Raw genomic sequence first — 15444 nt, 5'->3', positions numbered from 1 at the left:
TTAAAGTTGAGTAACAAACACTTTTATCGTAACATGTAATGTGGTAAATGAAAATATGAACTATCCTTATATGGAACATTTTTCTATTTTGAAATGAGGCGAGTCTAATGAAAAAAATACTCATTATACATACAGGCGGAACGATCGCAATGATGGAGGACAAAGAAACAGGAGCTGTCCAACAAAATCAGCAAAATCCACTTTTACTTCACACTGATGCATTAAGCACAATTGCGGATGTTAAAGTTGAAGAATTATTTCAATTGCCATCACCACATATCACGGAAAAAGAAATGCTATTACTAAAGAAACAAATTGAAAAAAGTATTGTAGAAGATGAAATTGAAGGTGTGGTCATTACCCATGGAACGGACACACTTGAAGAAACGGCATATTTTTTAGACATTACCGTTCAATCCGATATTCCAATTGTTGTGACAGGAGCGATGAGGTCGAGCAATGAGCTTGGTGCAGACGGTCCATATAATTTAATTTCCGCTGTTCGTGTTGCAACGTCCGACAGTGCCGTTGGAATGGGAGTTTTAGTTGTTTTAAATGATGAAATTCATACAGCTAAAAACGTAACAAAAACCCACACTAGTAATATTGCGACCTTCCAGAGTCCGCAATATGGTCCATTAGGAATTGTAAGCAAACGAGAAATCACCTTCCACCATATGCCTACTATTAGGGAAACATATGACATAGAAGAAATAACAAAAAATGTTGTCCTCCTCAAGGCTTATGCAGGGATGGACGACCAGGTTCTTCGAGCAATTCGGACCATACAACCGAATGGATTAGTAATCGAAGCACTTGGCCAAGGCAATCTGCCACCAAAAATGGTACCCGAACTCAGGGAACTCATGGATAGTGGTATTCCTGTTGTATTAGTTTCCCGTTGTTTTAACGGATATGTGCAAGATGTATATAATTACGAAGGCGGTGGACGCCGACTAAAAGATCTTGGGGTTATTTTTTCTAATGGTCTTAATGGACAAAAAGCAAGACTTAAGCTATTGGTCACATTAGAAATCACAATTGATCATGATGAATTACAAGAGATGTTTTATAAATAAAAGATAGGGTTCTTCTTTAGGGTTAACGGGTGTCGTTTTGAGGTGCAAATAGACCAATCACCATATTAAAACTCGTAGGATTTCTAAGGTCTAATCACAGTAAAAATCAAAGTCAAACGCTTTAGAGAAATAAAGTCAGTAAATATTCTGACATAGAAAAGCCGAAACATCGCGGTTGTGTCTGAAGTCGAGTCATCTTCTGACAAAGGAAAACCAAAACATCTCGGTTGTGTCCGAAGTCGAGGCATCTTCTGACAAGGGAAAGCCAAATCATAGCGGTTGTGTCCGAAGTCGAGGCATCTTCTGACAAAGGAAAGCCAAAACATCTCGGTTGTGTCCGAAGTCGAGGCATCTTCTGACAAGGGAAAGCCAAAACTTCTCGGTTGTGTCCGAAGTCGAGTAACTCCTTAATATTAGAATTTAAATAACTCAGCAAACACACTGTTGCATCTTCAACTTTGGACCGAAAAGCATTTCACCGACAATATCGCACCCTTTTTCACAAGCACATTCTAACTGTACAATTAGTATTGTCACACTCCCAAATAACTGATGTGAGTTTTAATTATTTTTTTATAAAAACTGCATTAAACGTTACTATAACAAGAAAATTAAAGCGTGAATTCGTGTGTGAATTCACGCTAAAAACGTTATTGTGATTTTCTGTTATGCACCCTGAATCGGAACCATTTAGACTTAGGCTCGCCCTATTTTCCATCTATGATTGCTTTTGCAATTAAGTCCCCGTGAAAACGCCCGTTTTCAATAAAAATCTCATTTGCATTATTCCCTGCTGCAATGACGCCCGAGATAAAAATCCCCTCCACATTTGTTTCCATTGTGTCAGGATTAAACAAAGGTCTTCCTGTATCTTTCTCAATTTGAACATTCATTTTTTTTAAAAAGCTATGATCTGGATGATAGCCCGTCATGGCAAATACGTAATCATTTTTAATCTTCTTTTTTTCTTCCCCAACCTTATAGATCACTTCATCTTCTGTTATCTCAATCACATTGGCATTGAATTCCATTGTGATAATCCCATTACGAACCAAAGATTCAAACTCAGGTAAGATCCATGGCTTAATGCTTGAGGAGTACTCAGTTCCACGGTATAAAACAGTGACTCTTGCGTCAGCATTTACCAACTCTAAAGCAGCATCAATACTTGAGTTTTTCCCGCCAATTACAACAACGTCTTTATCGAAATATGGATGTGGTTCTTTAAAATAATGAAAAACTTTCGAAAGTTCTTCACCTGGTACATTCATATAGTTAGGATTGTCATAGTAGCCAGTCGCAACAATCACATACTTTGATTGATACTCACCTTTAGAGCTTGTAATTTTAAAATGATTTTTTTCAAGTTTTGTGACACCCGTTACTTTTTCAAATGCATGCACTCTAATTTTTTCACGTTTTGCTACTTCCCGATAATAAGCCAAAGCCTGGTTTCTTTTTGGCTTTCTCCCCTCTATAATAAATGGAACATTTCCGATCTCTAATTTTTCGCTTGTACTAAAAAATGTTTGGTGGGTTGGGTAATGGTAAATGGCATTTACAATATTTCCTTTTTCAATTACCAATGGTTTGATTCCGACATTTTGCAGTGCAATAGCTGCTGCTAAGCCGCAAGGTCCTCCCCCAATAATAACGACATCTTCCAATTGCATGTTTGTCACTCCTACTTTATTCAATACGCCTTCGTTATTAGATTAGACGTTTTTTGATTTATCTTTTCCTTATTTGATATAAGAGATATTGTTAAATAATTCAAGACTACGAGGTGTACCCCAATATAAAAAATCCCCTACCATAAAAATGATAGGAGATTTCCGTTATTCTTGCAAATGAAATGTTTCTTAAGAACTAAATCCAACCTCTAAAACGAGATGCTTCTGCCATTTTTCTTACACCAACCATGTATGCTGCTAGTCTCATGTCAACACGTCTATTTTGGGCTGTTGAATAAATATTTTCAAATGATTTGACCATCACTTTTTCAAGCTTTTCTTCTACTTCTTCTTCAGACCAATAATAGCCTTGGTTATTTTGAACCCATTCGAAATAGGACACAGTCACACCACCTGCACTTGCTAAAACGTCAGGTACAAGCAGAATTCCTCTTTCAGTTAAAATTTGCGTTGCTTCAAGTGTTGTAGGACCGTTTGCCGCTTCCACAACAATACTAGCACGAATATTATGGGCGTTTTCTTCGGTAATTTGGTTTTCAATAGCTGCAGGAACAAGAATATCACAATCAAGCTCCAGTAACTCCTTGTTTGTTATAGTATCGTTAAATAACTTTGTTACTGTTCCAAAGCTATCACGACGATCTAATAAGTAATCAATATCCAACCCATTTGGGTCATATAGGCCGCCGTATGCATCAGAGATACCGATTACTTTAGCACCTGCATCATGCATGAATTTCGATAAAAAGCTACCAGCATTACCAAAGCCTTGTACGACTACACGAGCACCTTCTAGATTAATACCACGTTTCTTCGCCGCTTCGCGAATACAAAGAGTTACGCCTTTCGCAGTTGCAGACTCACGGCCATGGGAACCTCCTAATACAAGTGGTTTTCCAGTGATAAATCCAGGCGAGTTAAATTCGTCAATTCGACTATACTCATCCATCATCCATGCCATAATTTGAGAATTTGTAAATACATCTGGTGCCGGGATATCTTTTGTAGGACCTACGATCTGACTAATTGCACGAACATAGCCACGACTAAGTCGCTCAAGTTCACGGAATGACATATCTCGAGGGTCACAAATGATTCCGCCTTTTCCTCCACCATATGGTAAATCGACGATACCGCATTTCAAACTCATCCAAATCGAAAGCGCTTTAACTTCCTTTTCAGTTACATTTGGGTGAAAGCGAATTCCACCTTTTGTTGGACCTACCGCATCGTTATGCTGTGCCCGATAGCCTGTAAAGATTTTTACAGAACCATCATCCATTCTTACCGGAATTTTTACGGTCATCATTCGGATTGGCTCTTTTAATAGCTCGTATACTTCCTCAGGGTACCCTAATTTTTCTAATGCTTTATGTATGACTGTTTGTGTAGATTTGAGGACATCCATTTTCTCTTCGTTATGTTGTTTTGAAATGTCCTTATTGTTTTCGGCTACCATTTGTAAACCTCCCAAGATTTTTCACAGTTCGATTCCTCTTCCTTAAAGGTGTAAACAAGAAGCTGGAAATGCCGAGTTTTTCGGTTTTTTCGTTTTTTCAGTTATTAAAATATGATTTCACATTTGCATAAAACAAAGACAGAAAAATAACATCTATTTTCCAGATAGGATTATTGTCCACCTATCCAGTCACTAGTATACACCTTCCATATGTTTATGCAAGATGAAAAATGAAGAATCTTCATTTAATTTATTAAAATAAAAATGCTGTTAAAATCATGATATACAAATCTATCAACGTAGAGAAAAACCCCTAATGATCATTAGAGGCTTTCCTATTTTTTTATAAAATAATTGTAAATATCTTTCATTGCATTTTCATTAAAAAGGATTTTGCCATACTCATGAACCCTATATTTTGTTAATGTCGCAGGATTTCCAAATTCGGCTAAAATGGCAATGATGTTTTCTGTTTGTAAAGAAACATGATCTTCAAGTAATAAATAAAAATAGTTTTCATATGAATATAATCTTCCACCATCTATTGATAAACTATTTAATCTGGTTGAAAGTTGAATGACATCTTCAAACGTATGAAACTCATAAAATATATCTTTACTTTCATCAAGAGTAACCTGCATTTCAATATAATCTTCATCCATAAATTCTTCATCTTCAAGGTCACCTACTGAATTCGTTACAATGATCACCATTCCTTGTGCTTGTAAAGAGTAAACTTCTACAGCGATGGGACCATCTGCTTCAAAGCCTAATTCGACACTTGCTTCTTCGATCATATCACGAAATAATTGGTGGACCTTAAGCGAATCCGACAAAAGATCGTCTTTAGTGAGGCCACGATCAACCAGATCATCGAATGTAAGAAAAATCTTGATTTTATTATAAGTTAAGCGTTCAAGACGCATTAAAAACCCTCCCTCACCATCACACCTACGTACAACCGTTACATTATTTTATGAAGGAATATGAATTATGTTCTTGGTTTTAGCGTTGTTGGGACATTTTTTGCAATGTATTAGCTATCCGATGATTGAAGAGTAATCAAATGTGTTTCAGGTGGTGCACCAAACCTTAACGGTATGCCAGATGTACCATATCCATTACTGATAAAAATGGTCATTCCGTTTTTATATTCGACACCGCCTTTAGGATAGAGCCCAAATTTCCAAAATCGAATTTGTCCACCATGTGTATGACCAGATAATAAGAGATTAATCTTGTTCTCTCGTTTGAGTTCATTTTTTATTTCTGGATTATGACTGACTAATATTTTAAAACTTGCCTCATTCCCCGCATCTAAAAGAGCAAGATCCAATCTACTTCTCCCTTGCTTGATATCATCAATTCCAAGAAGAGCAAGCTTCTCACCTTCCCCTGTTTCAAAAAACAGCGCGGTGTTATCTAAAATTTTAATACCCATACTTAATAGCAATGAATCAAGTTCATGATAATCCACTTCATAATCATTATTGCCCCATACAAAATAAGTTGGTCCCACTGTATGAATTAATTGAAGGTTTTTCTTGACACGTTCAAAGGGTACACCCTTTTCTGTTAGATCCCCTCCAATTATCACAATGTCCGCTTTTCCTTTTACTTCATCAATTATTTTCTCAGATACCTCTCTTCTATGAATATCTGAAATGAAGAAAATGGTCAATTTTTTAAAGCTTTTGGGAAAATCCGAAAATGTTAATGTTTTCGTTACAACACGATCAAGTCTTGCTTCCTGCCACATGTATAGAAGGAGCAATATTCCTACAATTATAATCCCCAAAAAATATAGCATGGTTCACGCCCTATCTATCTAGATCCTGCATCTTTTTCTTTGTAATATAAGGATATGATACCATAAATTATGGAAAAGGCTAACCTTAAACCATTCTGTCCATCCATTTAAAAAAAGAATATTTTCAGCCCTCAGAAAAATCGGGTTCCTAGTCATTTTTTCACTCTATAAACCATACAGTAGAATGACATCGTTTTATATTTTGACTTCAAGGAGGTTGCTTCATGTTTACAACAAGGAAGGCCTATTACCCCTATGTAAGCCCGTTTGACCCATGTAAACCGATTACACCTAAAACATACGTTACCCCACCTAATCTTTATATACCTTTTCAACCTGCAAATCTACCTCAATTCTCACCAAAAGAAGCATTATACACAGGGACACTTTGGAAACTCTTTTACGATCCGTATTATGGTCCATATGAACCAAAACGGGAGGTAGAGAGCCAATGAATCCGAAACAGATGCCCCCAGAATATTATGCGTTACTAGAGGATTTACAAGCTTTGGATTTTGTCCTTGTGGAACTCACTTTGTATCTTGATACCCACCCAGGTGATTATGAGGCGATCCAACAATTCAATACGGTTTCCCAGCAACGAAGAAAAATCGCGAAACAGTATGAAGAAAGATTTGGACCTTTAACTCAATATGGTCGGTATAGCTATTCCAGCTACCCTTGGAATTGGAATGACGAGCCTTGGCCGTGGCAGGTTTAATAAAAAAATGTGTGATCTTACAGGGGGAGGAATAAACATTAATGTGGATTTATGAAAAGAAGCTGCAATATCCAGTCAAAGTGAGTACGTGTAATCCCATGTTAGCGAAGTTTCTGATCGAACAATATGGTGGCGCTGATGGTGAATTAGCCGCTGCATTACGTTATTTAAATCAGCGTTACACCATACCTGGAAAAGTTATTGGATTGTTAAATGATATAGGCACAGAAGAATTTGCTCATTTAGAAATGATTGCGACAATGGTATATAAACTTACAAAAGACGCTACCCCTGATCAATTAAAAGCCGCTGGTTTAGCCCCTCACTATGTGAATCATGATTCTGCATTATTTTATGAAAATGCTGGTGGTGTTCCATTTACCGCTACGTATATCCAGGCAAAAGGTGACCCGATTGCTGATTTATATGAAGATATCGCAGCAGAAGAGAAAGCAAGAGCTACTTATCAATGGATCATTAATATGAGTGATGATCCAGATTTGAATGACAGCTTGCGATTCTTACGTGAGCGAGAAATTATTCACTCACAACGCTTCCAAGAAGCGGTAGAAATACTTAAAGAAGAACGTGATAAAAAGAAATTCTTTTAAATGAAGTAAATAGCTGAATACAAAATTCAGCTATTTACTTTCATGGTATAAAACTAATTTAGCTTAATTGGAATTCGTAAAACCTGTCCTTCAACGACGGTATCACCGTCTAGATTATTCCATCTTTTAATTAATTCTTCGCCAGAACGGCTATTGTAATAATGCATGGAAATACGATAAAGGGTTTCTTCCGCTTTAACTGTATGATACTTCACATCATATTGGTCCTTCGGTTTTTCCTGTTGTTGAACAGGTTGTAATACTTTTGTTTCTTCAACTGTTGGTGGAGAATTGTTTTCAACAACGTTTTGATTTGGCTCTTCATTAGTAGTTGGCTCCTCCACTTGTTTTTCAACTTCCGGCTGATGTGGTTCTTCTTTTTCTGCAGTAGCCTTTTGTTCAACCTTTTCAGCTTCTTCTTCTGACTCTTTTATTTCAGGATCTTGTTCTTTCTCATACCCATCTTCATCTTCATAACTGATGCTTTCGAAATTTATGCTCTTTTTTACAGGTGTTGATTCTAGTTGGTCTGGAATCGAATTAAATTTATAGCTAAGGATTGCAACAGGAAGTAACACAAACAAAAGAGCCAACAAACGAATAATTGGATATTTAATCTTCACTTTTGTTTTCTTTTTCTTCGTTTTATGAAATTCACTTCGAGGGGGTAATGTCGAAGTGCTTTTATTTAGATCAATTGATTTTTCTTCCCCTTCAGGCTGCTTCAAGACGATACCTCCTCATTTTAAAGACTACGTAAATAATCTTTTCTAATCTTTACAGCAAAAATAAAATCAATCCAAAAATGAGCATATACTGTAATCCAAAGATTATGATAGAGCTCATAAATATACCCTAATAAAAAACTTAACAGTACAACGGATGTCAACAAAACCCATTTATATAAATACCGAACATGTAATATTGCAAAAATAAAACTAGCAATGAGTAGGCCAAAATGAGTTTGGATGACACCCCTAAATAAAATTTCTTCGGAAAAAGCTATCAATAAACATAAAATAAAAATATGTGGGATACTTCTTTTTTGGAAAATACGTTCATTAATTCCACCATCATCATACATTGCTTCTGGAAGCCACTTCATTAGTAAAAAATCAACAACTACAACAACCATTGCAAAAGCAGAACCAATGAAAAGAATATTCCAGTCCTTCCAATTCCAAAGCTTAATAAAGGATATCCAATTATCAAACAAGAAAAAACCAAGAAATAAGGACACAACTAATAAAATTCCTTGCGTTAAATAAAGGTGAAAAACAATTTCTTTGTCTGGCAAATGTTTAATAATATCAGCTTGACGCCTACCCATATTTTTCACCCATTTCTATGGAAAATTCGTTGTAATTCTTGTCTCCAAGAAGCTGGTTTCCACTCATTTTCCTCATTAAATTTGCGCTTGTACATATCCCAATCTATTTCACATAAATCACAGCATGATGAAGGCTTTTTTTCTACTTCTTCATTGAAATAAGCCAAGATTGCTTCACGACGACATTTTTGTGTCTTTATCCAATTCTCCATCATTTTAAGTTTATTTAGCTTATATATATACCGTTTCCTTGCGGCTTCTTCGACGATATAAATAGCCGTTTTTACATTAACAGGTGTTTTTATAACCTCGTCTAGGGCAAGATATAATTGAATAAATCGCCATTGGACTTCTGATACACTAAAGACTGTCAGAAAGTACTCCTCAACTGTTTTTGTATAGATAAATGCACCCTTATCCTTTATTTCCTGATTCATATAATCGACCACCAATTGAGTTTGTTCTATTGTTGGAAGTTCATATTTTATCAAGACTTCCGGAATCTCATGGTCCATTTCATGATATAACAGGATGGCTGCACTTGGTTTTCCGTCCCTGCCCGCACGTCCTATTTCCTGTAAATACGCCTCCATCTGTGAAGGGTAGTGAAAATGTATGACAAAACGAATATCGGGCTTATCTATACCCATCCCAAATGCATTCGTACAGCAAATAATAGATAGTTGGTTATGGATAAATTGCTCCTGAATCAGCATTCTTTTTTCCTGCTCCATCCCACCGTGATAAAAAGCGACTCGTTCAAAACCATTATCCTTTAGATATTGGGCGATATTTTCAGCCATGATCCGACTTGAAAAATAGACGATTCCTGGACCTTGTAACTCTTTTGCATATTTTAAAAGCTCTTCCTTTTTATTTTCAAGAGAATCAACTTTTTTCACGGCGATTGCAATATTGGGTCGATCTATGGAGTGTATGTGCATGTTAGGTTTGGTTAATTGTAAAGTTCCTTTGATGTCCTCAAAAACCTCTTTTGTTGCCGTTGCTGTTAATGCAAGGCAAGGTGGAGAACCAATCATTTTGCGAATATCACCAAGCCTGGAATAGTCAGGCCGAAAATCATGTCCCCATTGCGAAATACAATGTGCCTCATCCACCACAAATAACGAAAAATGAATTCCTTTTAATCGATTCATCAAAAATTTCGATTGCAGTATTTCAGGTGATGCAAAGATATATTTATATTTGTGAAGTCCGGGGATAATCTTTCGTTTTTTTTCATACGAGAGGAAACTATTCAGAGCAATTACTCTTTTTTCGCCCATCTTCTTTAATTGAAGTACCTGATCCTCCATTAATGCAACAAGTGGTGAAATAATAAGAACACTCCCATCAAGGATTTGGGCAGGCAATTGATAGCAAAGGGATTTTCCTCCTCCAGTTGGTAAAAGAGCAATCACATCATGCCCACATAGGATATCCTCGATGATTTCCTCTTGCCCTTTTCGAAAGGAAGTATGATTAAATTTTTCTATTAAAATTTCTCTAAGATTCATGTTATATCACCGATTCTTGCAAGGATGAGTCTAATTTCAAAATAAGAAATGTCATTTGAAAGTTTTTCCTTAATAGGTTTTAATTGTTTGGTTTGCAACATTTGATATGCTGATAAGATCAATTGCTGATGTTCAGAAGATACGAATTGATCAATTGAAAAATCAGGTATTTGGTGTGTGATTTCTACAACATGGTCTTCAATGGTATTTCGTTTCAAATTTCGAAAGTGTGCAATTTCATCAATTGTTTTACCCTGCAATAGCATCTGATATGTTGTCTTAGTGGAAGCTGTAAATAACACATTGTTATCATGGTTAGTCTCAGTCATTGAAACGAGGATTGGAAATTTCTGTTCATTCATTTCAAGTTGTTTAACAATCGAATGAAGTGTATGTAGAAAAAGAATCTGACACCATGTCTCATCCTCATTTAATATGGAACTAATTTGCTCAATCGTATAGCCAATTCTGGTCGAACTTGTAAGCCTCATGACGAAAATGGTCGCCTCAATCTCAGAAACCCTTTCAAGGGAGTGCAAAACCTCTTTATATAGGCATTCAGACAATTCATACCGATTATGTCCATTCTTCATTAGGAATTTTTTTACCCATTCAAAAACCGTATCTTCCTGTTGGATGGGTGTGTACCGTTTTTTCCCATTAATTAAATTCGACAAAACCTGTGTAAGAAGAGAGAGTCTTCGCCAAAGAATTAGAGAATGATCATTGTATTTCCAACCATTTAAATGGTCAGGAATCGGTTTCTTTTTATATTCACTATTTAAGATGGAAGATCCACTTTCAGTCAAAACGAATTTATTACTTGTAGGTGTTATTTCTTTTATCATGGAAAGCTGGTGAAGCCATTTTATTTCTTTATCGAATAGTTCTCTATCCAACGGTTTAAGAGTTCCAAATAAGGATGTGAGACTAAATAGATTCGCATCACCAATCGTTTGAGAGGATTTTTTACCATTCAATAAATGATAAATACCATAAACGGTTCGTTCTCCGTTGAATTTATCTATACATGTTAAAATCAAGATTGAACGATAGGATAGGTACACGGTATTCCCCCCATAATCGAAATACATGGAAAATTGTCGAATGAATGTTACCTTTATTTTATCAAATAATAACGAAAAGTGGGATGTTTTCGTGTGGAAATATGGACATGCTTGTCAATAAGGAAAAACCCTGCTCCTTTAAGCAATCTCACATTATATTTTTATTGAAAAGTTTGGTGAACAGCTTTACAATGAGATATGAGGAAGCTGTTTCACATCTTTTTGAGGATGGAAGATGGGAAACTAATATATAAATATATGTTTATACATGTAAAGATTTCGGGAGGTTAAGTACACATGGCAAAGTATACCATTGTTGACAAAGAAACTTGTATCGCTTGTGGTGCATGTGGTGCAGCTGCACCGGACATCTACGATTACGATGATGACGGTATTGCATTCGTAACACTTGATGATAACCAAGGAATTGTTGAAATTCCAGAAATATTAGAAGAAGATATGATTGATGCATTTGAGGGGTGTCCAACTGATTCCATTAAAGTTGCAGACGAGCCTTTTGATGGTGATCCGTTGAAATTTGAATAGCACATTCAATTTACAAAGAACCCTTTTCTAAAAAAGGGTTCTTTTATTAAATAAAACAGGCTTAGAAAGCCTGTTTTATTTGATTTATCCTAGTGGAACTTCTTTACGATCCCCTTTTTCAAATGTCATCAATGTTTTATAACCAACACGTTTTGCTAAATCAATCGCCTGGTCAAAATCAGCTCCTACATCTTGTGGTCTATGTGCGTCTGATGACAAAACAATTGGGATATTTTTGTCAAAACACATTTGGAGAAGTCTTGGATCTGGATAAAGCTTGCCAATCGGCTTTCGTAATCCTGCTGTACTAATTTCAACACATGTTTTGGAATTCGCTAAAGCCGTTGTAGCACGATCAAATTGATGCAAAAGGAATTCTTCGTCCTCCGGGATATACTTAAAAATTTTAACAAGATCAATATGACCGATAATATCAAATAAGTTTGATTGTGCTAAAGTAATCACCTGATCATAATACTTCGTATATGTATCATGTAAATCTCGTTTATCCCATTCATCACGGAACTCCGCAAGGTCAATTCCAAAATCTCCAACCCAGTGAATCGATCCAATTACATAATCAAAGTCATAGGATGAAATGAATTTTTCCATCTCGGCGTGTTTTCCAGGTGTATAATCCATTTCAATCGACATTTTTACATCAATATCATTTTTCCAGGCAAGCTTAAATAAATCAACATAATCCTTCATATCGTAATATCTCCTTGCATCTACCCAAGGATTACTAAGGATATCTTTTGTCTGATAAAAATGGTAAGCATGCTCGGAAATCCCAAAATAATCAATCTTCTTAAGCTTCGCTTCATCCATAAACTTCATTAAATAGTCTAATTCAAGTGTACCCAACTCTAAATGATTGTGATAATCAGTGCGCATAAAAATCCCCCATCGAAGTTTTTATCATTATACATGAACTAACTTCTGATGGGAATGGAAAACCTTTAAAATTTTCTAGGTTTTTTCAACAATTAAGACCTGGTTTGGGAAAATTAAATCACCAGTCAACTGATTTAAAGCTTTAATTTCTTCGACAGATAATCCTACTTTATTTGCAATGACAGAAAGAGATTCACCCTCTTTGACTGTGTAGGTTTCAAGCTCTTTTGAAACCTCAATTCCCTCTTTTTGCAAAATGGTAGGAACCAAAATCTGCTCGTCAGTCAGTACGTAAAGTGGGTCAATGGCATTGTTTCTAGAAGGATTCCATTCCCCGTTGTGTACTTCGAAATGTAAGTGTGGTCCTGTTGAATTCCCTGTACTCCCTATATACCCAATTATTTGACCCTTTGCTACTCGCTCACCTTCTTTTACACTCCGTTTACTAAGATGTGCATAGACCGTTTCATACCCATTCGGATGTTGTATAAATATAACATGTCCATATGAACCCTTGTAACTTGAAATGGAAACAATTCCTTCTTCAACCGCATATATGTGATCTCCAACTGGAGCAGCGATATCCAAGCCTTTATGATTTCCTTGCCTAGTTCCAAATGTATCAGTGATTCTCCCTGTGACTGGCCATGCCCACTCCTCTGTTGTTTCTGCTGGTAATTCATGTGCATTGGCATATTGGACATTAGCAAAGACTAAATCCACCCAAATTACCATTACGGCAAAAATAGCAATCCGTCTAACAAAAAAAACCATGATGATCCTCCTCAAAAAATGAACAATTCGTGCTATGAAGAATAACACCCTTTCATTATTTGAAAAATTTTCTTAAATTATGTAAATAAATGCATGTATATTTTTTGGGGAAACAAAAAACAAACAACAAAAAAAGAGACAACTATGTGCCTCTTTATTGGATTGGTAATGGATTGGGTGCTAATGGGACCGGTGTCGGTTCACCAAAGCGTACACTTCCAATTTGATCAATATTTCCGTAAAATGTAACTTCAGCAAAGTTAAATTCCTTAGCAGTTAGCATGATTGCATCTAACATTAAAATATAATCATCTGTATTCTCTAATACTGCGTCTTCACTGAAATGAACCTCTAAATTAGAACCATCTTCGTTAATATCCTTTATTTCAGTTATAATTGTTGAAAAAAGTTTATAATCGCCTTGAGTTTTATCATTTTTCATAGCTTCAAGCGCCTGCTCTACAGTCTTGAATTCTTCATAAGTTAAGGCTAAAAGCTTTTGACCGGATTCCTCATTCATAAAGTATAAATAGGCTTTTTTCGTATCTTTTTCGAGATCGATATTATTTTCTGTAATTCCGGTCTCCCCGACCATAATACCCTGTTGATCATTTTGAAAAAGTTCAGCATGCTGATAATCTTTCAACAGATAACGGAAGGAATTAATTGCCTGTGTAAACTCCGCAATTTGACCAGATGCAAAGGACTCTGTATGAACTGTGTTATTTACATCTACTCTTACCGCTTTTGCAGAATCCTTCGTTTCCACTTCTGAAAAATCCGCAAAATAGGACTCTGGTAACTCATCAATACCCCATCCCTCATTTTGACGAATAAATTCATTTAGACGTGGAATGTTTTTTTGCCATTGTTCTACAACATCCTGACCATCTGATTCAACAACGATTGATACGATGGTAGGAAACATGACACCACCTAAATATACCCCATATGTTAATAATACTTGATTTTCACCCACATTATGAACTGCATACCTTTGAACAGGTTGTTCCTCTGAAGAAAAAATCCCCACCTCTTCATCGGATTTTGGTTCTTCAGCTTTTTGTATTGTGCTAGCTGAATTATCGTTTGATGCTGTTTCTTTATTATTATCCATAGCGATACTCTTTTCTTCTCTAGGCATTTCTGCTGAGTCAGAGCTCGAACTACCCATATTATTTATGAAAGAAGGAGCTAAGATGAATAACAGAAGCGCTGCTGCCACAGATGCAAAAGTAGGAACCATCCAAACCCTTTTCTTTTGATTATTCATTTTAAGGGTTATATTTTGATAAATTTCTTGTGGTTTACGATTGTCTTTCATTTTTGGCATTTGCGATAGCATCTGCTCTAGTTGTTCATCGTTCCACTCTGATTTTTTCATCATCTGCACCCTCCTTTATACCAGATTCTTCCATGTATGTCTTTAAGACCTTAAGTGCTCTATGTTGAGTTGTTTTTACTTTACTTTCTGTCCAACCTAAAGCTTCAGCGGTCTCAGCAATCGAAAGAGATTGAATATAACGCAAAATTAAGACCAATCGTTGATCAGTCGTACAGCGTTCTAGGCAGCGATACATCATCTGGACTTGCTCATTTTGTAAGGCTATTTCTTCTGGAAGTGGAGCAAAGTCTTTTACCTCTTGACGGCTCCAATCAAAGGAATCCAAAATTCTTTGTTTCCAACCTTTTTGTTTTCGAAATGAATCAATTGCAACATGTCTTGCAATTGAAAATAACCATGTTTTTTCACTACTCTTCCCTTCGAATCTATCATATGATTTTAAAACTCTTATATAAACTTCCTGAACGAGATCTTCAGCCAGTTCACGATTTTTCACCATATAAAATAAGAAGGAATAGACATCGTGATGATACTTTTCATATAGTTCCTCAAATAAGGAATCCATTTTGCAAATCCTCCCGTTCATTTCATTAG

At 36.0% G+C, this 15444-nt stretch carries 17 protein-coding genes; 5 read left to right on the top strand and 12 right to left on the bottom strand.

The genetic code is table 11. The features are described from left to right. Positions 1 to 107: 107 nt before the first annotated feature. Positions 108 to 1079 (top strand): asparaginase, encoded by a 972-nt coding sequence (locus E1I69_RS01740; protein ID WP_136377914.1) that lies wholly within the window; start codon positions 108 to 110, stop codon positions 1077 to 1079. Between the two features lie 707 nt (positions 1080 to 1786). On the opposite strand, the gene E1I69_RS01735 is transcribed toward E1I69_RS01740, so the two are convergent. The 4 genes from E1I69_RS01735 to E1I69_RS01720 form a co-directional block, all read right to left on the bottom strand. Next, the gene (locus E1I69_RS01735) at positions 1787 to 2752 is read right to left on the bottom strand and encodes a YpdA family putative bacillithiol disulfide reductase (RefSeq protein ID WP_136377913.1); all 966 of its coding nucleotides are present in this window, start codon (positions 2750 to 2752) and stop codon (positions 1787 to 1789) included. 196 nt (positions 2753 to 2948) lie between these two features. Further along, the gene (locus tag E1I69_RS01730) at positions 2949 to 4181 is read right to left on the bottom strand and encodes a Glu/Leu/Phe/Val family dehydrogenase (protein ID WP_431731852.1); all 1233 of its coding nucleotides are present in this window, start codon (positions 4179 to 4181) and stop codon (positions 2949 to 2951) included. 386 nt (positions 4182 to 4567) lie between these two features. After that, positions 4568 to 5158 carry a genetic competence negative regulator gene (locus E1I69_RS01725; protein ID WP_136377911.1) on the bottom strand — a complete coding sequence of 197 codons (591 nt, stop codon included), beginning with the start codon at positions 5156 to 5158 and terminating at the stop codon, positions 4568 to 4570. Positions 5159 to 5268: 110 nt separating this feature from the next. Then, positions 5269 to 6042, bottom strand: coding sequence for a metallophosphoesterase (locus E1I69_RS01720; protein WP_136377910.1), 774 nt, complete (start codon positions 6040 to 6042; stop codon positions 5269 to 5271). Between the two features lie 224 nt (positions 6043 to 6266). Between E1I69_RS01720 and E1I69_RS01715 the strand changes: the two genes are divergently transcribed. Genes E1I69_RS01715 through E1I69_RS01705 form a run of 3 tightly spaced genes read left to right on the top strand, consistent with a single transcriptional unit; the run spans position 6267 to position 7374 of the window. After that, positions 6267 to 6497 carry a spore coat associated protein CotJA gene (locus E1I69_RS01715; RefSeq protein WP_136377909.1) on the top strand — a complete coding sequence of 77 codons (231 nt, stop codon included), beginning with the start codon at positions 6267 to 6269 and terminating at the stop codon, positions 6495 to 6497. After that, complete coding sequence (locus E1I69_RS01710) at positions 6494 to 6763, top strand: spore coat protein CotJB (protein ID WP_136377908.1); 270 nt, start codon at positions 6494 to 6496, stop codon at positions 6761 to 6763. The genes E1I69_RS01715 and E1I69_RS01710 overlap by 4 nt, the downstream gene beginning before the upstream one ends. A gap of 41 nt (positions 6764 to 6804) precedes the next feature. Continuing rightward, on the top strand, positions 6805 to 7374 hold the full coding sequence (locus E1I69_RS01705; protein ID WP_136377907.1) for a manganese catalase family protein: 570 nt from the start codon (positions 6805 to 6807) through the stop codon (positions 7372 to 7374). Positions 7375 to 7427: 53 nt separating this feature from the next. On the opposite strand, the gene E1I69_RS01700 is transcribed toward E1I69_RS01705, so the two are convergent. The 4 genes from E1I69_RS01700 to E1I69_RS01685 are packed head-to-tail and all read right to left on the bottom strand — an operon-like array spanning position 7428 to position 11288. Further along, complete coding sequence (locus E1I69_RS01700) at positions 7428 to 8102, bottom strand: LysM peptidoglycan-binding domain-containing protein (RefSeq protein ID WP_136377906.1); 675 nt, start codon at positions 8100 to 8102, stop codon at positions 7428 to 7430. 17 nt (positions 8103 to 8119) lie between these two features. Continuing rightward, positions 8120 to 8704 (bottom strand): CPBP family intramembrane glutamic endopeptidase, encoded by a 585-nt coding sequence (locus tag E1I69_RS01695; protein ID WP_136377905.1) that lies wholly within the window; start codon positions 8702 to 8704, stop codon positions 8120 to 8122. A 5-nt stretch (positions 8705 to 8709) separates the two neighbouring features. Next, a complete protein-coding gene (locus E1I69_RS01690; protein ID WP_136377904.1) occupies positions 8710 to 10221 on the bottom strand; it encodes a RecQ family ATP-dependent DNA helicase in 1512 nt (503 codons plus the stop codon). Beyond that, positions 10218 to 11288 carry a helix-turn-helix domain-containing protein gene (locus tag E1I69_RS01685; protein WP_161974825.1) on the bottom strand — a complete coding sequence of 357 codons (1071 nt, stop codon included), beginning with the start codon at positions 11286 to 11288 and terminating at the stop codon, positions 10218 to 10220. Before E1I69_RS01685 ends, E1I69_RS01690 begins: the two co-directional genes overlap by 4 nt. 297 nt (positions 11289 to 11585) lie before the next feature. Here E1I69_RS01685 and E1I69_RS01680 point away from each other — a divergent pair, with 297 nt between their 5' ends. Beyond that, positions 11586 to 11834: a ferredoxin gene (locus E1I69_RS01680; RefSeq protein WP_077618638.1), complete on the top strand. Its 249-nt coding sequence runs from the start codon at positions 11586 to 11588 to the stop codon at positions 11832 to 11834. 84 nt (positions 11835 to 11918) lie between these two features. Here the strand turns inward: E1I69_RS01680 and E1I69_RS01675 are convergent, their stop codons facing one another. The 4 genes from E1I69_RS01675 to sigX form a co-directional block, all read right to left on the bottom strand. Continuing rightward, positions 11919 to 12731: a histidinol-phosphatase gene (locus tag E1I69_RS01675; protein ID WP_136377902.1), complete on the bottom strand. Its 813-nt coding sequence runs from the start codon at positions 12729 to 12731 to the stop codon at positions 11919 to 11921. A gap of 75 nt (positions 12732 to 12806) precedes the next feature. Next, positions 12807 to 13505: a peptidoglycan DD-metalloendopeptidase family protein gene (locus E1I69_RS25180; RefSeq protein ID WP_136377901.1), complete on the bottom strand. Its 699-nt coding sequence runs from the start codon at positions 13503 to 13505 to the stop codon at positions 12807 to 12809. A gap of 154 nt (positions 13506 to 13659) precedes the next feature. Then, positions 13660 to 14892: a GerMN domain-containing protein gene (locus tag E1I69_RS01665; protein WP_161974824.1), complete on the bottom strand. Its 1233-nt coding sequence runs from the start codon at positions 14890 to 14892 to the stop codon at positions 13660 to 13662. Next, positions 14864 to 15415, bottom strand: coding sequence for an RNA polymerase sigma factor SigX (gene sigX, locus E1I69_RS01660; protein WP_136377899.1), 552 nt, complete (start codon positions 15413 to 15415; stop codon positions 14864 to 14866). The genes E1I69_RS01665 and sigX overlap by 29 nt, the downstream gene beginning before the upstream one ends. Between the last annotated feature and the right edge of the window lie 29 nt (positions 15416 to 15444).

Source organism: Bacillus timonensis (assembly GCF_004799755.1).
GTDB lineage: Bacteria > Bacillota > Bacilli > Bacillales > Bacillaceae_L > Ferdinandcohnia > Ferdinandcohnia timonensis_A.
Note: the sequence above shows the minus strand (reverse complement) of the source record. Positions and strands in the feature narration are given on the sequence as shown.